The 19383-nt window shown below is 68.1% G+C and carries 16 protein-coding genes and 1 pseudogene; 7 read left to right on the top strand and 10 right to left on the bottom strand.

Features of this window, described 5'->3' with window-relative positions; all coding sequences use genetic code 11:
* Positions 1-10 precede the first annotated feature (10 nt).
* The 3 genes from POF73_RS17005 to POF73_RS16995 are packed head-to-tail and all read right to left on the bottom strand — an operon-like array spanning position 11 to position 3562.
* The gene (locus POF73_RS17005; protein WP_272116010.1) at positions 11-1666 is read right to left on the bottom strand and encodes an ABC transporter substrate-binding protein; all 1656 of its coding nucleotides are present in this window, start codon (positions 1664-1666) and stop codon (positions 11-13) included.
* A gap of 37 nt (positions 1667-1703) precedes the next feature.
* Positions 1704-2576 (bottom strand): carbohydrate ABC transporter permease, encoded by an 873-nt coding sequence (locus POF73_RS17000; protein WP_272116008.1) that lies wholly within the window; start codon positions 2574-2576, stop codon positions 1704-1706.
* Entirely contained in the window at positions 2570-3562 is a 993-nt protein-coding gene (locus POF73_RS16995) for an ABC transporter permease (RefSeq protein WP_272116006.1), read from the bottom strand. Before POF73_RS16995 ends, POF73_RS17000 begins: the two co-directional genes overlap by 7 nt.
* A gap of 185 nt (positions 3563-3747) precedes the next feature.
* Between POF73_RS16995 and POF73_RS16990 the strand changes: the two genes are divergently transcribed.
* On the top strand, positions 3748-4752 hold the full coding sequence (locus POF73_RS16990) for an acetylxylan esterase (RefSeq protein ID WP_272116004.1): 1005 nt from the start codon (positions 3748-3750) through the stop codon (positions 4750-4752).
* Between the two features lie 20 nt (positions 4753-4772).
* Here POF73_RS16990 and POF73_RS16985 read toward each other — a convergent pair whose 3' ends face one another.
* The 3 genes from POF73_RS16985 to POF73_RS16975 form a co-directional block, all read right to left on the bottom strand.
* Positions 4773-5627, bottom strand: a complete 855-nt coding sequence (locus POF73_RS16985; RefSeq protein WP_272116002.1) for a transferase — start codon at positions 5625-5627, stop codon at positions 4773-4775.
* Complete coding sequence (locus POF73_RS16980; RefSeq protein WP_272115999.1) at positions 5624-6889, bottom strand: glycosyltransferase family 4 protein; 1266 nt, start codon at positions 6887-6889, stop codon at positions 5624-5626. The genes POF73_RS16985 and POF73_RS16980 overlap by 4 nt, the downstream gene beginning before the upstream one ends.
* 145 nt (positions 6890-7034) lie before the next feature.
* The gene (locus tag POF73_RS16975) at positions 7035-8126 is read right to left on the bottom strand and encodes a lytic polysaccharide monooxygenase auxiliary activity family 9 protein (protein WP_272115997.1); all 1092 of its coding nucleotides are present in this window, start codon (positions 8124-8126) and stop codon (positions 7035-7037) included.
* Positions 8127-8701: 575 nt separating this feature from the next.
* On the opposite strand from POF73_RS16975, the gene POF73_RS16970 reads away from it, so the two are divergent.
* Together POF73_RS16970 and POF73_RS16965 are read left to right on the top strand one after the other, a co-directional pair.
* Entirely contained in the window at positions 8702-9562 is an 861-nt protein-coding gene (locus tag POF73_RS16970; RefSeq protein ID WP_272115995.1) for a helix-turn-helix domain-containing protein, read from the top strand.
* 45 nt (positions 9563-9607) lie between these two features.
* Positions 9608-10030, top strand: coding sequence for a hypothetical protein (locus tag POF73_RS16965; protein ID WP_272115993.1), 423 nt, complete (start codon positions 9608-9610; stop codon positions 10028-10030).
* A 268-nt stretch (positions 10031-10298) separates the two neighbouring features.
* On the opposite strand, the gene POF73_RS16960 is transcribed toward POF73_RS16965, so the two are convergent.
* From POF73_RS16960 to acnA, 4 genes and pseudogenes are all read right to left on the bottom strand, one after another.
* A complete protein-coding gene (locus POF73_RS16960) occupies positions 10299-10496 on the bottom strand; it encodes a DUF397 domain-containing protein (protein ID WP_272116118.1) in 198 nt (65 codons plus the stop codon).
* A 227-nt stretch (positions 10497-10723) separates the two neighbouring features.
* A pseudogene (locus tag POF73_RS16955) lies at positions 10724-11635 on the bottom strand (sensor histidine kinase); the annotation flags it as partial.
* Between the two features lie 101 nt (positions 11636-11736).
* Complete coding sequence (locus POF73_RS16950; RefSeq protein WP_272115991.1) at positions 11737-11949, bottom strand: hypothetical protein; 213 nt, start codon at positions 11947-11949, stop codon at positions 11737-11739.
* 168 nt (positions 11950-12117) lie between these two features.
* Positions 12118-14835 (bottom strand): aconitate hydratase AcnA, encoded by a 2718-nt coding sequence (acnA, locus tag POF73_RS16945; protein WP_272115989.1) that lies wholly within the window; start codon positions 14833-14835, stop codon positions 12118-12120.
* A 318-nt stretch (positions 14836-15153) separates the two neighbouring features.
* Between acnA and argG the strand changes: the two genes are divergently transcribed.
* From argG to POF73_RS16925, 4 genes are all read left to right on the top strand, one after another.
* Positions 15154-16608 carry an argininosuccinate synthase gene (gene argG / locus POF73_RS16940; RefSeq protein WP_272115987.1) on the top strand — a complete coding sequence of 485 codons (1455 nt, stop codon included), beginning with the start codon at positions 15154-15156 and terminating at the stop codon, positions 16606-16608.
* 251 nt (positions 16609-16859) lie between these two features.
* On the top strand, positions 16860-18389 hold the full coding sequence (locus POF73_RS16935) for a helix-turn-helix domain-containing protein (protein ID WP_272115985.1): 1530 nt from the start codon (positions 16860-16862) through the stop codon (positions 18387-18389).
* A 172-nt stretch (positions 18390-18561) separates the two neighbouring features.
* Positions 18562-18900, top strand: a complete 339-nt coding sequence (locus tag POF73_RS16930) for an ArsR/SmtB family transcription factor (protein ID WP_272115983.1) — start codon at positions 18562-18564, stop codon at positions 18898-18900.
* The gene (locus POF73_RS16925; RefSeq protein WP_272115981.1) at positions 18897-19328 is read left to right on the top strand and encodes an SRPBCC family protein; all 432 of its coding nucleotides are present in this window, start codon (positions 18897-18899) and stop codon (positions 19326-19328) included. Before POF73_RS16930 ends, POF73_RS16925 begins: the two co-directional genes overlap by 4 nt.
* Positions 19329-19383: the final 55 nt, after the last annotated feature.

Raw genomic sequence — 19383 nt, 5'->3', positions numbered from 1 at the left:
GCACCGCCGCTCACCCGTTCTCCTTCTTGAAGCGTTCGTAGGCCTTGTTGTGCAGGTCGACGAGCTGGTCCAGGTTCTTGGCCTTCAGCTCGGCGAGGAAGGCGTCCCACTCGGACATCGGGCGCTTGCCGAGGACGAACTTGAGCGTGTTCTGGATGGTGTGATCCTTGAGCGGGGTGTCCCAGAGGGTCGCCTGCTCCTGCTCCATGGACTGCAGCGGGTGGGCGGGGTCGATGGGGAGTTCCTGGCGCTGGGCCATGGCGTCCTGGAACTTCTTCTCGTCCGGGCTGAAGTTGGAGGAGACCAGGGCCCAGTTGCCGCCGTAGGTGAAGACGCCGTTGAAGAAGCCGTAGTCCTTCTGGAGGTCCTTCGGCGCGTCCGGGTCGGAGCCCATGAGGGAGATGCCGGGCTTGAGCTCGTAGGTGCCGCCGGACTCGGTGTAGGTGACGCCGGGGACGCCCCACTTGCAGAACTTCTGGCCCTCGTCGGAGTACCAGAGCCAGTCCACGAACTGCATCATCGCGACGAAGGAGTCGCTCTTGAGGGCCTTGCTGGAGATCATCATGCCGTTCTCCAGCCGGGCCCCGCCGATGACGACCGGTCCCGCCGGGCCGAGCGGTACCGGCACCATCTCGATCTTGGAGCCCTTGACCTGCTTCTCCAGGTTGTAGCGGTAGTCCTGCACCAGTACCTGCGGGTTGGCGCTGATGACGTAGGACTTCTCGGCGAGCAGCTTCTGCAGCGCCTGGTCGTCCTGCTGGGTGAAGCTCTCCGGGTCGAGCAGCTTCTCGGCGACGATCTTCCGCAGGTACTCGACCATCTGGCGGTAGCCGTCGGCAGTGGCGGTGAAGACGAACTTCTCCGCCTTGGTGTCGAAGCTGATGTTGTCGTACGTCCAGCCCGACTTCACCCCGTACGCCTGACCGAGATAGCTGAACAACGCCCCGCACGGGAAGGGGGTGTTGGTGCTCCAGCGGTCGGTCCAGGGGTATTTGCCGGGGTACTCGGCCTTGAGGGCCTTGAGGACGTCGTACACCTCGTCCCAGCTGGTGGGCAGGGTCAGACCGAGCTTGTCGAGGACATCCGTGCGGAAGGACAGCGAGTAGCCGGACTTGACCTTCTCGTGCAGGCCGGGCAGCAGGTAGTACTTGCCGTCGGACTGGCATATGGAGTCGAGCTCGGGCTCCAGCTTCCATCTCCTCACCTTGTCCCGGAAGTTGGGCATGAGGTGCACGTAGTCGCTGACCGGGAGGATCGCGCCGGACGACACGAACGCGACCTCGGAGGGGTGGTACGTCTTGGGGATCAGGAAAGGGGCGTCACCCGCGCCGATCAGGACGCTGCGCTTCTTCTCGTAGTCGGCGAGGGGGACGTCGATAGGCTTCAGGGTGATCCCGGTGCGCTTGGTGACCTCCTTCCAGAAGAGCCAGTCGCCCTTCATCGGGTAGACCGGGTTGTTGTTGTGCAGCAGCGAGAAGGAGAGCGGCGCCGCCGCCTTGAACTGCTGCCCGGCGCGGTACTCCTTCATCGCACCGTTCTGTTTCTTCGACAGGTCCTTGGAGTCGCCTCCGTCGTCGCCGCTGCCGCAGCCGGTGAGGGTTGCCAGGCCGATGAAACCGGCGGCGGAGAGGATCTGCCGCCGCGACAGGTGTCCTGAGTTCTGCACGGATACTCCCTTGTTCCGTAAGCGGGATGACGGAGCGTCAGCCCTTGACGGCGCCGAGCATCACGCCCGAGACGAAGTAGCGCTGGACGAACGGGTACACGCAGAGGATCGGCAGCGCGGTCAGCACGATCGTGACGGCCTGGATGTTGGCCCCGACCTGGCTGAGCTGGTCCGTGGTGGCGCCCGCGTTGGAGCCGCCGGTGGCGCCCTGGATCATGTTCCGCAGGTAGACGGTGACCGGCATCAGATCGGAGCTGTCCATGTAGAGGAAGGCGCTGAACCAGGAGTTCCAGAAGGCCACCGAGTAGAAGAGCACCATCGTCGCGACGACCGCCTTGGACAGCGGCAGCACGATCCGCAGCAGGATGCCGTAGGTACTCAGGCCGTCGATCTGCGCGGCCTCCTCCAGCTCGGTCGGCAGGCTCTCGAAGAAGGCCTTCATGACCAGAAGGTTGAACACACTGATCGCATTGGGCAGGGCGATCGCCCACACACTGTTCTTCAGGCCGAGGCTGGTGATCAGCACATAGTTGGGGATCAGGCCGCCGGTGAAGAACATGGTGAACACGGCGACGCCGACGAGCGCGGAGCGGCCCTTGAGGTGCTTCTTCGACAGGACGTAGGCGTAACAGGTGGTCAGCACCATGGCGACGGCGGTGGCGACGACCGTGTAGAGCACGGTGTTGCCGTAGTTGCGCCAGAACATGTGGTCCCGGAACACGATCTCGTACGTGGTGAGGTTGAACCCCTTGGGCCACAGGGTCACTTCACCGGCCCGGATCTGCCGTTCCCCGCTGAAGGACCGCGCCACGATGTTGAGGAAGGGGTACAGGGTGACGGCCACGACGAGGGTGAGGATCACCCCGTTGACGCCCTGGAAGACACGGTGGGAACGGCTGGGCTTCACCACAGGCTGGTCCCCACTGTGCGGCGCGAGACCTGGTTGGCGGACGTGATCAGGACCAGGCCGATGATCGCCTCGAACAGGCCGATGGCGGCGGCGTAGCTGAAGCTGTTGGACTCGACGCCGGTCCGATAGACGTACGTGGAGATCACGTCGGAGGTCTGGTAGGTCAGCGGGTTGTACAGCAGAAGGACCTTCTCGAAGCCGACGGCCATGAAGGTGCCGATGTTGAGGATCAGCAGCGTGATCATGGTGGGCCGGATGCCGGGCAGGGTGACGTGCCAGATCTGCTGCCAGCGGTTGGCGCCGTCGATGCGGGCGGCCTCGTACAGGTCCTCGTCGATGGTGGTGAGCGCGGCGAGGTAGAGGATCGTGCCCCACCCGGCGGTCTGCCAGATCTCCGAGCCGACGTAGAGGGCGCGGAACCACTCGGGTTCCTGGATGAACCGGATCGGGTCGTGCCCGAACCATCCGAGGACATGGTTGACCGGGCCGTCCGTGGCGAGCATCTGCATGGTGATGCCGGCGACGATCACGATCGACAGGAAGTGCGGCAGATACGACACCGACTGGACGAACCGTTTCAGCGCACGCCGCCGCACCTCGTTGAGCAGCAGCGCGAGCACGATCGGGATCGGGAAGCAGAGGACGAGTGTCAGCGCGCCGAGCCACAGGGTGTTGCGGAACACCTGCCAGAAGGTGGGGTCGCTCAGGAACATCTCGACATAGCGCAGGCCCACCCACTGCTCGCCGAAGATCGAACCGCCCGGCTCGAAGCGCCGGAACGCGATCACATTGCCGATCATCGGCAGATAGCGGAAGACCAGGAAGAACAGCAGCGGCAGCACGGCCAGCGAGTACAGCTGCCAGTCCCGGCGCAGCGCCCGCCGCCAGCCGGTGCGCGCCGGCGGCCGCCCGCGGCGGGGCGGGGAGTTCGTCGACGGCGGCTCCTGTGTGCCGGGCGGTGGAGCCGACGTGGTGGAGGTGCTCATGCGGTGGCCTCCCGTTGACACCGAAAGTTTCGGGGTCGTACCGGCAACTTTGCGGCGAGGTTAGGGGCGGGTGTAATGGCTGTCAATGGGGCTGACGCGGAAGGAGAGTTGAGGAGATTGAGACCAGGACTCGTCGACAGTCGCGAAACATTCTGATGTAGAAGCGCAACAATCGGAGGCAGTGAATGCCCGCGTTCGACATGCCGTTGACGGACCTGGAGCGCTACCGTCCGGACCTTCAGGAGCCCGCCGACTTCGACGAGTTCTGGCACGACACCCTCAAGGAGGCGGCCCAGCCGGAGGCGTTGGTGTCGGCCCACCCGGTGGAGACCGGACTGCGGCTGACCGACACCTGGGACGTGACCTTCCGGGGCTTCGGCGGCGACCCGGTGCGGGCCTGGTTCAGCAGACCGGCCGGGGTGCGCGCACCGCTGCCCGCCGTCGTCGAGTACGCCGGCTACGGCCGGGGCCGCGGCCTCCCGCACGAGCGGCTGACCTGGGTGAACGCCGGGTACGCGCATCTGCTGATGGACAACAGGGGCCAGGGCGACCAGTACGGCAACGGCGGCGCCACCCCGGACCCGTACGCCACGGCACCGGGCGGACCGGGCCCGGCGGTGCGCGGCCTGCTCTCCCCCCGGGACCACCACTACCGCCGGCTGATCACGGACGCGGTACGCGCGGTCGCGGCGCTGCGCGCACTGCCGGGCGTGGACGCCTCACGGATCGCGGCCGTCGGCAACAGCCAGGGCGGCGGGCTCGCCCTGGCCGTCGCGGGACTCGTCCCCGACCTCGCGGCGGCCCTGGTCACCGCCCCGTTCCTGTGCGGCATCCGACGCGCACTCGACCTCACCGACGCGGGACCGTACGGCGAGATCGCCGCGTACCTCTGCGTGCATCGGGGAGCCGAGCGGGCCGCCTACGACACGCTCTCCTACATGGAGGGGATCGCCTTCGCCCGGCGCGCCCATGCCCCGGCCCACTTCGGGGTGGGCCTGCGCGACAAGGTGTGCCCGCCCAGCGGGGCGTACGGCGCCTTCAACCGGTATGCGGAACTGTCGGGTTCCGCGCCGCGCAAGGAGATCCACGCCTATCCGTTCAACGGCCACGAAGGCGGCGACGCGGTGCAGGTCCGCCGCCAACTGGATTGGTTGCGGGAGGTGTTGGGGTTCGAACCTCGGCCGGCCTGACGTTCGCTTGAGAGCGGGCATCACGTCGTCGCGGCGGTCACCTCCACGGAGAGGTCGTTGTCGACCGTGTAGTAGGGGCGCACGACGACATCGCCGACCAGGGCCTCCGGATGGACGAAGATCTCCTTGCGGTCCGCCACGTCGTCGAAGAGCCGGCCGATCCGAATCGCGGTCACTTCGGCAGCGGGCCGGGGCTGGACGGAGAGGTCCCAGACGCGGGTTCCGGTCCCGTGGTCCGCGGCCAACTCCCCGTAGTCCACGGTGAAGGAGAACGCCCGGCCGTCGCTCGCGGCCCGTGGCTTGAGGGTCCGCACGACACCGTTGCCGCCCCGCAGCCGGAGCCGTACGGCGGCTTCCCCGGCGAAGGTGGTGCCGTGCAGTCGGGCCCTCACGGTCATCGACCGGTCGGTGACCTCGATCCCCTCGACCTCTGCGTGGGCGCGGCGCCGCCAGGCCCGCACGGCGAGGTAGCCGTCCTTGGTGGTGTACGGGACCCGGACGGCCACCGGCGCGGGCCAGTCACGGCTCTGTCCGTCCACGAGTGCGCGTAGGTCGCGCAGGCCGGGGCGGATGCGTCGCCGTTCTGCGGGTTCGCCGGGTTCCGGGAGCAGGTACACGTCCCAGCGCCCCTCGGCCAGTGCGGGCTGCGGCTCCAGAACGGCGCGCAGGCGACCGTCGTCGGAAAGCTCCGGTTCGAGGGGGTGCAGGAGCTTCTCGGGCTGCCCCTTCTTGGGGCGCAACCGCAGGAGCAGCCGGGGCGACGGGCAGTCGACTGCGGCCGGTGGCCGAAGGGTGAAGGTGATCCGGCCGTCCGTCTCGATGGTGCAGTCGGCACGGACGGGCGTGTCATGTGTGGCGCCGGACCGTGTCGTCATCGCGGCCCCCTCCGTATGGTGCGCAGGGCGCGGGAGGCCGCGGCGTGGGCGGTGTCGCGTGCGGCGAAGCCCTGGCTGACCAGGGCGTTGCGTATTCGGCCGGGTTCGGGGGGAAGCCGTCGCACTGCCCTGCGGGCGGCCAGTGCCTCGTCGATCAGACGCTCGGCGTGCGCCACGACCGGGACCGGGGCGAAGCGTCGGGCGTTCGCCATGGCCGTGCGGCCCATGTGCCGGCGCCGTTCGTCGTCGCGGACGAGGTCCAGCAGTGCGGTGCCCAACGCGTCACGGTCCCCGACCGGCACCAGTCGGCCGTCGACGCCGTCCTCGATGATCTCGCCGGGTCCGTACGGGCAGTCGGTGCTCACCACCGGCAGGCCGCAGCGCATCGCCTCGACGATGGTCATGCCGAACGGCTCGAAGTTGGAGGCGGCCACACCGATGGAGCCCTTGACCCACTCCGCCTCCATGGGGGCGGCGGCGCCCATCAGGAAGACGTTCTCGCCGAGGCCCAGACGGTGGACGAGCTGCTGCAGCCGGGCCTGCTCCTCTCCCTTGCCGTAGATGCGCAGCTGCCAGTCCGGGCGTTCGGCGGCGACCAGGGCGAACGCCTCGATGAGCAGGTCGTACCGCTTGACCGGGACCAGTCGGCCCGCCGCGACCACCACCTTCGCGGTGCCGTCCGCGGCGGGCAGCACGGGGTCGGGGACGCTGTTCGGGAGCGCGTCCACCCGGACCCCGGGCAGCCGCATCCTGCGCCGGTATGCGGTGGCGTCGGCCTCCGTGACGGTGGTGAGCACGTCGAGCCGGCGGTAGGCCCGGCGCAGGGCGGTGCGCAGCCGGGGCGGATGGTTGTCGAGGGTGAGGTGCTCCTGTCCGACCCGGACGACGCGCTCCGGCGCCTGGAGCGCGAGATGCACGTTGAGCCCCGGCCGGGTGCCGATGACGACGTCGGAGTCGATCGCCGCCAGACACTCGCCGATCCGCTGGTCGGTCAGCTCGCTGTACTGCCGGTGCCGGTACTCGGCGACGGGGAACACCCTCGCCGGCCTCAGATGCAGGGGATGTTCCTTCTCGTGCCGCAGATCCACCAGTGGTCGTAAGGAAACCTTCGGGTCCAGGGTGAAGTTGGGGCGTTCCCGGTGCCGCAGCACGGAGACGATCTCCACCTCGTGCCGCTCGGCCAGCGCCTGGGCCAGGTTGAAGGTGGTGGTGATCGTGCCGCCGATGCCGTAGGCGTTGTGCAGCAGGAAGGAGATCTTCATGCGGGGCTAGACCACGCCGAACCCCCTGGGAGTTGCCCCCTGTTATCAGTTTGTTTCCCTGTCAATCACTCATCTGACACGCCTCCGGCGCCGCGGACCCGGTGAGTCAGAGCCGTCGCCCACCGGGTCCGGGCCGTACGCCGGTTCAGCCCACCCGGCAGGGCAGGGTTGTCGCGCTGTCTCCGCCGGAGCCGGAGACGACGTAGCCGAATGTCGCGGTCTGACCTGGACTCAGGGAACCGTTCCAGTCGGAGTTGTGGACCATCACGGCCTGGCCGTTGTAGGTCGCGTTGCCGCTCCAGAGACTCTCGACCTTCTGGCCGGCGGGGAGCGTCCAGTCGACCATCCAGCCGAGCATGGGGACGTCGCCGGTGTTGGTGACGGTCACCTCGGACTGGTAGCCGCCCGTCCAACTGCCGGTCGTACGGCGGGTGGCGGAGCACTTGCCGGGTACCGGGTCGGTCGGGTTGCCGGGCTCCTTGACGCCGGTCACCTCGCCGTTGCCGCCGTCGAAGACGACGTCGGAGCAGGAGTAGAAGGTTTCCTGACTGTCGGAGCGCTGCCAGACCATGTAGATGATGTGGCGCCCCGACTTGTTGTCAGGAAGCTTTCCTGTCCAGGAGTAGTTGGCCTCGACCGTGCCCGGGGATCCGTTGAGCGGCGGGTGGTCGACGGAGAGGAAGGGCCGCTCCTCCATGTCGTCCCAGGTGAGGGTCCGGGTCGGGTCGAAGCCGTCCTTGGTGATGTAGACGTAGAACCAACCCGGGTGCGCGGCCCAGGCGTTGTACGAGAAGTCGACCGTCGCGCCCGAGGTGAGATGGGTGAGCGGCCAGTCCTTGCTGGGCGTGTTGAAGCCGGTGAAGTTGGTGTTGCCGCCGCTGCACAGCTCACCGTCGGGCACGAAACCGCGGGTGCGGCCGGCACCGTCGGAGCGGAGCACGGAGAACCAGTTGTAGAACGGCGTGGTCCCGCTGACCTGCTGGGCCGTCCGGCACGCCGGGTTGACCGGCTTGATCTCACCGGTGTCGGTCAGCCCGTCCTGCCAGCACAGGAAGGTGCGGCTGCCGGGCTTCATGGGGGTGCCGTGGGCCTCCGCCCGACCGCCGGCGCTCATGACGAGAGCCATGGCCGGGATGGTCGCGAGCAGGGAGACCAGGACGAGGAAGAGGGCCCTGGCGCGGGTGGGGAGGGTTAATCGACGGGGCGGAGATGCACTTCGCACTTTTGTCAGGATCATGACAGATGAATCCGTTCCTTCAAGAGCGGGCCGTACGGATACATGTGCGGGCGGATGCATGGGGTGGGAGCGGCCCGGCGGCGGGTTCCGGTCCACCGCATGGGAGCGCTCCCACCTCCACTTGGTTCGGAAAGTAGCGCCGTGCGCCACAGTTGTAAACGCCTGGACGCACAAGAGCCCCACCGGGCGGGTGCGACCCTGGCGATGCCGGGTGCGAGGTTGCCCGGAGCACAGAGCGGTCCAGGTTTCTTGCGCCCGGCGCATTTTGACGCGCCGTCAACGGATTCGTGCGCCGGTTGAGCCCCCTTGCTTCCACGACCTGACGCCACAGAGCGTCCCCCGGGAGCACAAACGCCGTCCCGACCGTTCCTGCGATGAGTGGGGAGTCGTGACAGCGGTGCAGCTCACGCCGCCTCCGCACCCCAGCCGCACACCACCGGCACCAGCCTGCAATCAGCCAGCAGCAATCAGCTCTATCCTTTTTGCGCGATGCATAATGAAGGGTGCCAAGAGCTAGGAACTTTCTGTGCATGGCTGACAGACATCAGGGTACGTGCACGGATGAAGGAGCGGCGATGACTTCCCCCGTGGACCCCAGCCTCAACCGGCGCAAGCTGCGCCTTGCCTTGCGGCAGGCGCGCGAAGCCACCGGTCTGACCCAGCGTGAGGCCGCCGAGCGGGTGGAGTGGTCGCAGTCCAAGCTCATCCGGGTGGAAACCGGAACCGTCAGCGTGTCCGTGAGCGACTTGCGGGCGCTGCTGACGCTGTACGGCGTCACCGCCCCGTCCACGGTGCACGAACTGGAGGAGGCGGCCCGAGGGAGCAAAGGACCCAGCTGGTGGTCCAAGTACCACGACGTCGTCACACCGCAGTACGCCCAGTACCTGGGGTACGAGAGCGCGGCGACGTCACTTCAGACGTATCACCCCATCGTCGTTCCCGGGCACTTGCAGACCCCCGGGTACGCCGAGGCGCTACTCACCCCGCGTGGCCTGACCCCCAAACGGACCGGGCGGGTGGTGGGCTTGAGGATGGAACGGCGGACGAGAATGTTCGACGGATCCGCCGGCCCCGACGCCACCTTCATCCTGGACGAGGCCGCGGTGCGGCGGCAGATCGGCGGAAAGGCGGTACTCAGCGAGCAGTTGCAGCAGTTGCTCGACCTCGGCACACGGGACGGGATCACGATCCGCGTCCTGCCTTTCGAGGCCGGGGCCCACTACAGCACGCTGGGCAGCTTCGTCCTGTTGGGCTTCCCCGACGACGACGATCTGCTGTATCTGGAGCACGCCGCGGGCAGCATGACCGGCGGCGAAGACCTGGAACTGCTGGCCCGTTACCAGGAGTGCTTCCAGACGATCACGCATCTGGCGCTCGGCGAGACCGAGTCACTCGACCTGATCGGTCACATTAAGCAAGACCTCGCGGCCCGCTAGATCCGCGGTGCCATTTCTGGTGGTGAAGCCAGGGGGAGGACCAACGTGGTCTTCAGGTCGATATGGCAAGGCCTGCAGAACGTACTCGCCGGGGCAACCAGTGACGAAGACGTCAAATTGCAAGCCATACAGGACGAAGCGCAGACACGGAGGCTCATAGCGATAGACAACGCCCGCGGCGCCATAAAGATCCAGCTCGTGACCCGCATCGGACTGCTGTGCCTGGTCGCGCTGATCGTCGTGGTCGGGGCAGTGGTCCTCGTCGTCCAGGCAGCCGGTGAGCTCAAGTTGCCCTGGTCGCGGATCGGCACTGTCGCCGCCACATTCCTGGTGACGTCCGGCATCACCGGCTTGGTCGCCCGGTGGGGGAAGCGGATACTGAAGCGGCGTCAAGCCGCGGACGCTACCCCGGAGAACTCGTCCGCGAACCCTGCGGACGGCGATCAGAATCAGGTAGGGACGTCATAGCGGCGCATCCGGCCCGCCACACTCCCGCACCGACGGCCACGGCCACGGCCACGGCCACCCACAGCATCCGTTTGACGAGGACACTGTCGACCAGCAGGGATGCAAGAGCGGCGGCCAGCGTCGCCAGCACGCCGGCACTGAGAGAGAAGGCGACGGCTCCGCTCACACCCGCATACCGCTTCCGTCCACCGTTGCCCGAGTATTGAACTGAAGATGCCTCGGCACCCATAGAGGCCCCCTACCTACCGCCGATGGCTTGTCCAGAACGTCACAGGCCGTCCAGCTCCCCCTGCGTCAACGCAAGTAGGAACTCCGTCCAGGCGGGGGTGGTGAAGCACAGCGGCGAACGCTTCGGCTTCTTGGAGTCGCGCGCAAGCACTCGGCCCTCCCCCACGGCGACCTCCACGCACTCGTTCTCATTGCCGCATAAGCTGCTCTTGCGCCACAAGGGTTTCCCCTTATGCACCACCTCGGCCCTCCTGCTCCCCCGATGCGCCTGAAACGGTGCTCATCCATGTTAGTGGACGTTTGTGCACTACCGCAGGCGAATACCCCCACGCCAGGGCTGGGCACCGCACACGGCACCCGAGCGATGACACACGGCATCCGCAGGCCCGACGGCCCACTGACTGCATTCCCAAGTTAGCTTCCGGAGAACCTGATTGCGTTGCAGTTGGCCCAAGTACCATGGTTTCAAGGCAAGTTCATGGGCACGAGACTCGTGGGTCGATCATGTGCGTGACCCTCGGTCGCCGATGGCAGCTCGACCGTGAACTCGGTCCGGCCCGGTTCGCTCTGTACGGCGATACGGCCGCCGTGCACCGCCGTGATCGCCGCGACGACGGCCAGGCCCAGCCCGGAGCCGCCCTCCATGCCGTCGGCACGTGTGCGGGAGGCGTCGGCGCGGGTGAAGCGTTCGAAGACCGTCGGAAGGAGGGCCCGCGGGATACCGGGGCCACCGTCCCGGACGCGGACCACAACCCGGCCCGCGTGCCGTGCCTCCACCGTGGCCACGATCGTTGCGCCGGCCGGAGTGTGCACGCGCGCGTTGGCGAGCAGGTTGACCACCACCTGGTGGAGCTGCCTTTCGTCGCCGACGACCAACGGCTCTGCGTCCAGGCAGAGTTCGAGCTGCCAGTCGTGCCCACCCCCGGCGGCCCGCGCGCCCCACAGCGCCTCCACGACCACCGCCGCGAGGTCCACCTCGACGGACTGCGGCGGTCGTCCCTCGTCGAGACGGGCCAGCAGCAAGAGGTCCTCGACCAGGCCCGTCATGCGCGCCGACTCCGCCGAGACGCGGCGCCAGGCGAGCACCGACTCGCTCTTGCCGGTGCCACGGTTCATGAGTTCCGCGTAGCCGGCGATCGAGGCGAGCGGGGTGCGCAGTTCGTGGCCGGCGTCGGACAGGAAGCGGCTCATGCGCTCCTCGGCGCGTTGGCGGGCGGTCGCGGAGGACTCGACGTGGTCGATCATCCGGTTGAGCGCTGCGCCGACCTGGCCGATCTCGCTGCCGGGGTCGGTGTCCGAGGCCGGGACCCGGGTAATGCCGGTGACCTCGCCCCGGTCGAGCGGTGCCCGGGAGACCTGGGCGGCGGTGACGGAGACCAGGAGGCGGGTGCGTATGGAGCGGATGCGCAGTCTCAGGCGCGGGCGGATGCGCAGGCTCGGGCGCGGGTGGGTGCGCAGGCTCGGGCGCGGGTGGGTGTTCATCTGCCGTCCTCCACCGGCCCGATGGTGCAGCTCGGGCCGCGCACGGCGTGGCGCAGCGGCGTCCGGCTGCTGTCGGTCCGGGACCGCTCGCCCCGTGCCCGGCGCAGCAGTCCGCGCTGCATCCCGTCGGGTACGTCGGTGAGCGCGTGCTCGTCGTCGACGACGAGCACGCGGACGCGGCCGTTTCGGGACCCTGCGGTTGCGGTCATGTCCCGATCCTGTCCGCGTCCGCTGAGGGAGGCCTGTGCTCTACCTGAGGGTGGGTGATGACCTGGGGTTTCTTCACGCGGACACGGCGAGGGCCGCACCCCCGTCACCGGGGATGCGGCCCTCGACCGCCGTACTGAACTGCCGTTCCGTACCGCCTGCTCGATCGCTTACTTGCGGATCAGGCTGCGCAGCACGTACTGCATGATGCCGCCGTTGCGGTAGTAGTCGGCCTCGCCGGGGGTGTCGATGCGGACGACCGCGTCGAACTCGACACCGGTGTCGGTGGTGACCTTCACCGTGCTCGGGGTGGTGCCCTCGTTCAGCTCGGTGATGCCCGCGATGGAGAAGGTCTCCTCGCCGGTCAGGCCGAGCGAGTCTGCCGACTGGCCGGCCGGGAACTGCAGCGGCAGGACGCCCATGCCGATGAGGTTCGAGCGGTGGATGCGCTCGTACGACTCGGTGATGACGGCCTTGACGCCGAGCAGGGCCGTGCCCTTGGCCGCCCAGTCGCGGGACGAGCCGGAGCCGTACTCCTTGCCGCCCAGGATGACCAGCGGGATGCCGGCGGCCTGGTAGTTCTGCGAGGCGTCGTAGATGAACGACACCGGCGCGTCGGCCTGGGTGAAGTCGCGGGTGTAGCCGCCCTCGGTGCCCGGCGCGATCTGGTTGCGCAGGCGGATGTTGGCGAACGTGCCGCGGATCATGACCTCGTGGTTGCCTCGGCGCGAGCCGTAGGAGTTGAAGTCACGACGCTCCACACCGTGCTCGGTGAGGTACTTGCCGGCCGGGGTGTCGGCCTTGATGGCACCGGCGGGCGAGATGTGGTCGGTGGTGACCGAGTCGCCCAGCTTGGCCAGGACGCGGGCGCCCGCGATGTCCGAGACCGGGGTGGTCTCCATCGTCATGCCCTCGAAGTACGGGGGCTTGCGGACGTACGTCGACTCGGCGTCCCACTCGAAGGTGTTGCCGGTCGGGATCGACAGGGCCTGCCACTGGGCGTCGCCCGCGAAGACGTCGGAGTAGGACTTGGAGAACATGTCCTCGCCGATGGCGTTCGCCACGACGTCGTTGACCTCGGCCTCGGAGGGCCAGATGTCCTTCAGGAAGACCGGGTTGCCGTCCTGGTCGGTGCCGAGCGCGTCCTTGGTGATGTCTACCTTCATGGAGCCGGCGAGGGCGTAGGCGACGACCAGCGGCGGGGAGGCCAGGTAGTTCATCTTGACGTCGGGGTTGATACGGCCCTCGAAGTTCCGGTTGCCGGAGAGGACCGAGGTGACCGCGAGGTCGTGGTCGTTGACGGCCTTGGAGACCTCCTCCGGCAGCGGGCCGGAGTTGCCGATGCAGGTGGTGCAGCCGTAGCCGACGAGGTTGAAGCCGACCTTGTCGAGGTACGGGGTCAGGCCCGCCTTGTCGAAGTAGTCGGTGACGACCTTGGAACCCGGGGCGAGGGTGGTCTTGACCCACGGCTTGCGGGTCAGGCCCTTCTCGACCGCCTTCTTGGCCACCAGGGCGGCGGCGACCATGACGTACGGGTTGGAGGTGTTGGTGCAGGAGGTGATGGCCGCGACCGTCACCGCACCGTGGTCGATCTCGTACGTCGAGCCGTCGGGGGCGGTCACGGTGACCGGGTTGGACGGGGCGCCGTTCGGGGCGACGGCCGGGGCGTCGGAGGCCGGGAAGGACTCCTGGCCCGCCTCGTCCACGGTGTCGACGTAGTTACGGACGTCGCTCTTGAACTGCTCGGCGGCGTTCGCGAGGACGATGCGGTCCTGCGGGCGCTTCGGGCCGGCGATGGACGGCACGACCGTCGAGAGGTCGAGCTCCAGCTTCTCGGAGAAGTCCGGCTCGGCCTTCGGGTCCAGCCAGAGGCCCTGCTCCTTGGCGTACGCCTCGACGAGCGCGAGCTGCTGCTCGGAGCGGCCGGTGAGCTTGAGGTACTTGATGGTCTCGTCGTCGATCGGGAAGATCGCGGCGGTCGAGCCGAACTCCGGCGACATGTTGCCGATGGTGGCGCGGTTGGCGAGGCTCGTGGCCGCCACGCCCTCGCCGTAGAACTCGACGAACTTGCCGACGACGCCGTGCTTGCGGAGCATCTCGGTGATGGTGAGCACGAGGTCCGTGGCGGTCGTGCCCGGCGTGAGCTCACCGGTGAGCTTGAAGCCGACGACGCGCGGGATGAGCATGGAGACCGGCTGGCCGAGCATCGCGGCCTCGGCCTCGATGCCGCCGACGCCCCAGCCAAGGACACCGAGGCCGTTGACCATCGTGGTGTGCGAGTCGGTGCCGACGAGGGTGTCGGGGTAGGCCTGGCCGTTGCGCACCATGACCGTACGCGCGAGGTGCTCGATGTTGACCTGGTGGACGATGCCGGTGCCGGGCGGGACGACCTTGAAGTCGTCGAACGCGGTCTGGCCCCAGCGCAGGAACTGGTAGCGCTCCTTGTTGCGGCCGTACTCCAGGTCGACGTTCTGCTTGAAGGCGTCGTTCGTGCCGAACTTGTCGGCGATGACGGAGTGGTCGATGACCATCTCGGCCGGGGAGAGCGGGTTGATCTTCGCCGGGTCACCGCCGAGCGCCGCGACGGCCTCACGCATCGTCGCGAGGTCCACGACACAGGGCACGCCGGTGAAGTCCTGCATGATCACGCGGGCCGGCGTGAACTGGATCTCCTGCGACGGCTGGGCCTGGGAGTCCCAGCTGCCGAGGGCGCGGATGTGGTCGGCGGTGATGTTCGCGCCGTCCTCGGTGCGGAGGAGGTTCTCCAGCAGCACCTTCAAGCTGTAAGGGAGGCGCGCGGAGCCCTCGACCTTGTCCAGCCGGAAGATCTCGTACGACTCGTCGCCCACCTGCAGCGTGCTGCGGGCGTCGAAGCTGTTCGCCGACACGACAGTCTCCTTCATTGATGTGCGCGTACCACCACGATCCTGCCGCCACGGCATCTTGGCCGATCCGCTAAGGTAAGGCTAAGTTAGGTAACCCTTAGCGTCGGACTCGACGAGGGCGTGCGGCTACGGGTGCGCCTCGGCAGATATCTCGATGTCGAGATAACTCTAGTACATGGGGCCGGGATGGTCATGCCCGGCCTCCCTGTCGTGTGTCAGAGGCGGCTCATCCACCCCCGATCGACGCCCCCCAAGTGATGTGCGGCACTGGACTCACGCACCCCCTTTGCATGACCATGCGTATTGATGCATACTCTTCCTATGTCCAAGGTCCTCACCTCCCTCCCCACCGGCGAGCGCGTCGGCATCGCCTTCTCGGGCGGTCTCGACACCTCGGTCGCGGTCGCCTGGATGCGCGACAAGGGCGCCGTCCCGTGCACCTACACCGCTGACATCGGCCAGTACGACGAACCCGACATCGCCTCGGTGCCCGGCCGTGCCAAGACCTACGGCGCCGAGGTCGCGCGTCTGGTCGACTGCCGTGCCGCGCTGGTCGAGGAAGGCCTGGCCGCGCTCACCTGCGGCGCGTTCCACATCCGCTCCGGCGGGCGGGCGTACTTCAACACCACGCCGCTGGGCCGTGCCGTCACCGGCACGCTGCTGGTGCGGGCGATGCTTGAGGACGACGTCCAGATCTGGGGCGACGGCTCGACCTTCAAGGGCAACGACATCGAGCGGTTCTACCGCTACGGCCTGCTCGCCAACCCGAACCTGCGGATCTACAAGCCCTGGCTGGACGCGGCGTTCGTGACCGAGCTCGGCGGCCGCAAGGAAATGTCGGAGTGGCTGGTCACCCACAACCTGCCCTACCGGGACTCAACGGAGAAGGCGTACTCCACGGACGCCAACATCTGGGGTGCCACCCACGAGGCCAAGACCCTGGAGCACCTGGACACCGGCGTCGAGACCGTCGAGCCGATCATGGGCGTCCGGTTCTGGGACCCGTCGGTCGAGATCGCCCCCGAGGACGTGACGATCGGCTTCGAGCAGGGCCGTCCGGTCACCGTCAACGGCAAGGAGTTCGCCTCCCCCGTCGACCTGGTGATGGAGGCCAACGCCATCGGCGGCCGCCACGGCCTGGGCATGTCCGACCAGATCGAGAACCGGATCATCGAGGCCAAGAGCCGCGGCATCTACGAGGCCCCCGGCATGGCCCTGCTGCACGCGGCGTACGAGCGCCTCGTGAACGCGATCCACAACGAGGACACCCTCGCCCAGTACCACAACGAGGGCCGGCGTCTCGGTCGCCTGATGTACGAGGGCCGCTGGCTGGACCCGCAGGCGCTGATGATCCGCGAGTCGCTGCAGCGCTGGGTGGGCGCCGCCGTCACCGGTGAGGTCACCCTCCGGCTGCGGCGCGGCGAGGACTACTCGATCCTGGACACGACCGGCCCGGCATTCTCGTACCACCCGGACAAGCTCTCCATGGAGCGCACCGAGGACTCGGCGTTCGGCCCGGTGGACCGGATCGGCCAGCTCACCATGCGCAACCTCGACATCGCCGACTCGCGCGCCAAGCTGGAGCAGTACGTCGGCCTCGGCCTGATCGGCACCGGCAGCCCCACCGTCGGCGCCTCCCAGGCCGCCGCGACCGGCCTGATCGGCACGATGCCGGAGCTGCCCGAGGGCGGCGCCGAGGCCATCGCCTCCCGCGGCGAGGTCTCCGAGGAGGACCGCGCCCTGGACCGCGCCGCGATGGAGTCCGGCACGGACTGACCCACCACGAGGGTACGGACATCGAGAAGGCCGACCCGGCGCCGAACGCGCCGGGTCGGCCTTTTCGCGTCACCTCGGCGCGACACGCCCACAGTGGCAGTATCGAACAGTGGAACGTCGTACTACATCGGTGGATTTGACTGGTTCTTTCGGGTGATGTCCTACCCGTGCCGCCAGGCGACCTTGACGGTGCGTCACCCGAATGGACCCCATGAAATGTGCCATCTCATATCTGAGATAACCTCGACTCCATGGCAGACGACTACCTCGTACGCATCGGCAGGCTCATCCGTGACGCCCGGCAACACCGAGGCTGGACACAGACGCAGCTGGCCGAGGCGCTCGGCACCTCTCAGAGCGCCGTCAATCGCATCGAGCGCGGCAACCAGAACATCAGCCTTGAGATGATCGCCCGAATCGGTGAAGCCCTGGACAGCGAGATCGTGTCGCTGGGGTACGCCGGGCCGATGCATCTCAGGGTCGTCGGCGGACGTCGACTGTCCGGTTCCATCGATGTCAAGACCAGCAAGAACGCCTGCGTGGCCCTGCTGTGCGCCTCGCTGCTCAACAAGGGCCGCACCGTGCTGCGCCGCGTCGCCCGCATCGAGGAGGTCTACCGCCTCCTGGAGGTGCTCAACTCCATCGGTGTGCGCACCCGTTGGATCAACGACGGTGTCGACCTGGAGATCGTGCCGCCGTCCGAGCTGAACATGGCGGCCATCGACGCCGAGGCCGCCGTACGCACCCGCTCCATCATCATGTTCCTCGGTCCGCTGCTGCACCGCATGGACCACTTCATGCTGCCGTACGCCGGCGGCTGCGACCTCGGCACGCGGACCATCGAACCGCACATGATCGCGCTCCGCCGGTTCGGGCTGGATGTCGCGGCGACCGAGGGCCAGTACCACGCCACGGTCGACCGGTCCGTCCGCGTCGACCGCCCGATCGTGCTGACCGAGCGCGGCGACACGGTGACCGAGAACGCGCTGCTGGCCGCCGCGCGGTACGACGGCGTCACCGTCATCCGCAACGCCTCCTCCAACTACATGGTCCAGGACCTGTGTTTCTTCCTTGAGGCGCTCGGCGTCCGGGTCGAGGGCATCGGCACGACCACTCTCACCGTGCACGGTGTGCCCACCATCGACGTCGATGTCGACTACTCGCCGTCCGAGGACCCGGTGGAGGCGATGAGCCTGCTGGCCGCCGCCGTCGTCACCGAGTCGGAGCTGACGGTGTGCCGGGTGCCGATCGAGTTCCTGGAGATCGAGCTGGCGGTCCTGGAGGAGATGGGGCTCGACCACGACCGTACGCCCGAGTACTTCGCGGACAACGGCCGTACGCGACTGGTGGACCTGACCGTCCGGCCCTCCAAGCTGGAGGCGCCGATCGACAAGATCCACCCGATGCCGTTCCCGGGCCTGAACATCGACAACGTCCCGTTCTTCGCGGCCATCGCGGCCGTCGCGTCGGGCAAGACCCTGATCCACGACTGGGTCTACGACAACCGCGCGATCTACCTCACCGACCTCAACCGCCTCGGCGGCCGCCTCCAGTTGCTGGACCCGCACCGCGTCCTGGTCGAGGGCCCCACCCGCTGGCGCGCCGCCGAGATGATGTGCCCGCCCGCCCTGCGGCCCGCCGTGGTCGTGCTGCTGGCGATGATGGCGGCGGAGGGCACGTCCGTGCTGCGGAACGTGTACGTCATCAACCGTGGATACGAGGACCTGGCCGAGCGTCTGAACTCGATCGGGGCGCAGATCGAGATCTTCCGCGACATCTGAATCGCGGACACCGCCGCGCCCTGCCCGACTTGCGTGAACGCGGGTCCGGCAGGGCGGCGTCTTCACCTGCTTCGACAGCAGCGCGCTGCCGGGTTTCGGGGGGAATCGCCCGCCGATCCGACGTGTCGGAATACCTTGACGCGTCGGGAATCTCCGACCTATTGTTTCGGCCATGCCCCCGGACGTCTTCAGCGCACTCGCCAACCCTGTGCGGCGTCAACTTCTCGATGCCCTGCGGGACGGGCCGCGTGCCGTCAATGACCTCGCCGGCCGCTTCGAGCTGAGCCGGCCGGCGATCTCCGAACATCTCCAGGTGCTGCGCCAGGCCCGGCTCGTGCGGGAGGAGCCACGCGGCCGACAGCGCTTCTACCACCTGGAACCCGCGCCGCTGGCGGAAGTCGGCGAGTGGCTGCACCCCTTCGAGCACTACTGGCACGCACGTATGCGCTCACTGCGCGACCTGCTCGACGAGCAGGACACCGACCAGAACAGCAAGGACGCCCGACCATGACCTCCGCACCCGCCGACGGCGCCCCCGCCATCCACTGCGACCAGTTCCTGCCCCACTCCCCCGCCACCGTCTGGAAGGCACTGACGGACCCCGAGCTGCACGCCCGCTGGTGGGCCGCGGGCGATGTACGTCCGGTCGTCGGCCACCGTTTCAGCCTGGACATGGGGCCCTGGGGCGAGCAGCCCTGCGAGGTCCTCGCCGTCGAACCCGAGCGGCTGCTGCGCTACAGCTTCGCCGAGGGGAGTCTGGACACCACGGTCACCTGGCGCCTGGAACCCGAGGGCCACGGCACCCGGCTGTTCCTCACCCACGAGGGCTTCGACCTCGACTCACCGCTCGGCAAGGCCGCCTTCGACGGCATGGGGAACGGCTGGCCCGGCGTACTCGACCGCCTCGCCGCCGTGCTCGCCGGCCCCGCCGCCCCGTAACACCCGACAGCCGGCGGACGGCAGACGGCAGACGGCAGACGGCAGACGGCGGCAA

It is taken from the genome of Streptomyces sp. HD, assembly GCF_028369295.1.
Classification (GTDB): Bacteria; Actinomycetota; Actinomycetes; order Streptomycetales; family Streptomycetaceae; genus Streptomyces.
The sequence above is the reverse complement of the archived record's forward strand: the minus strand, read 5'-3'. Positions and strand labels throughout refer to the sequence as shown.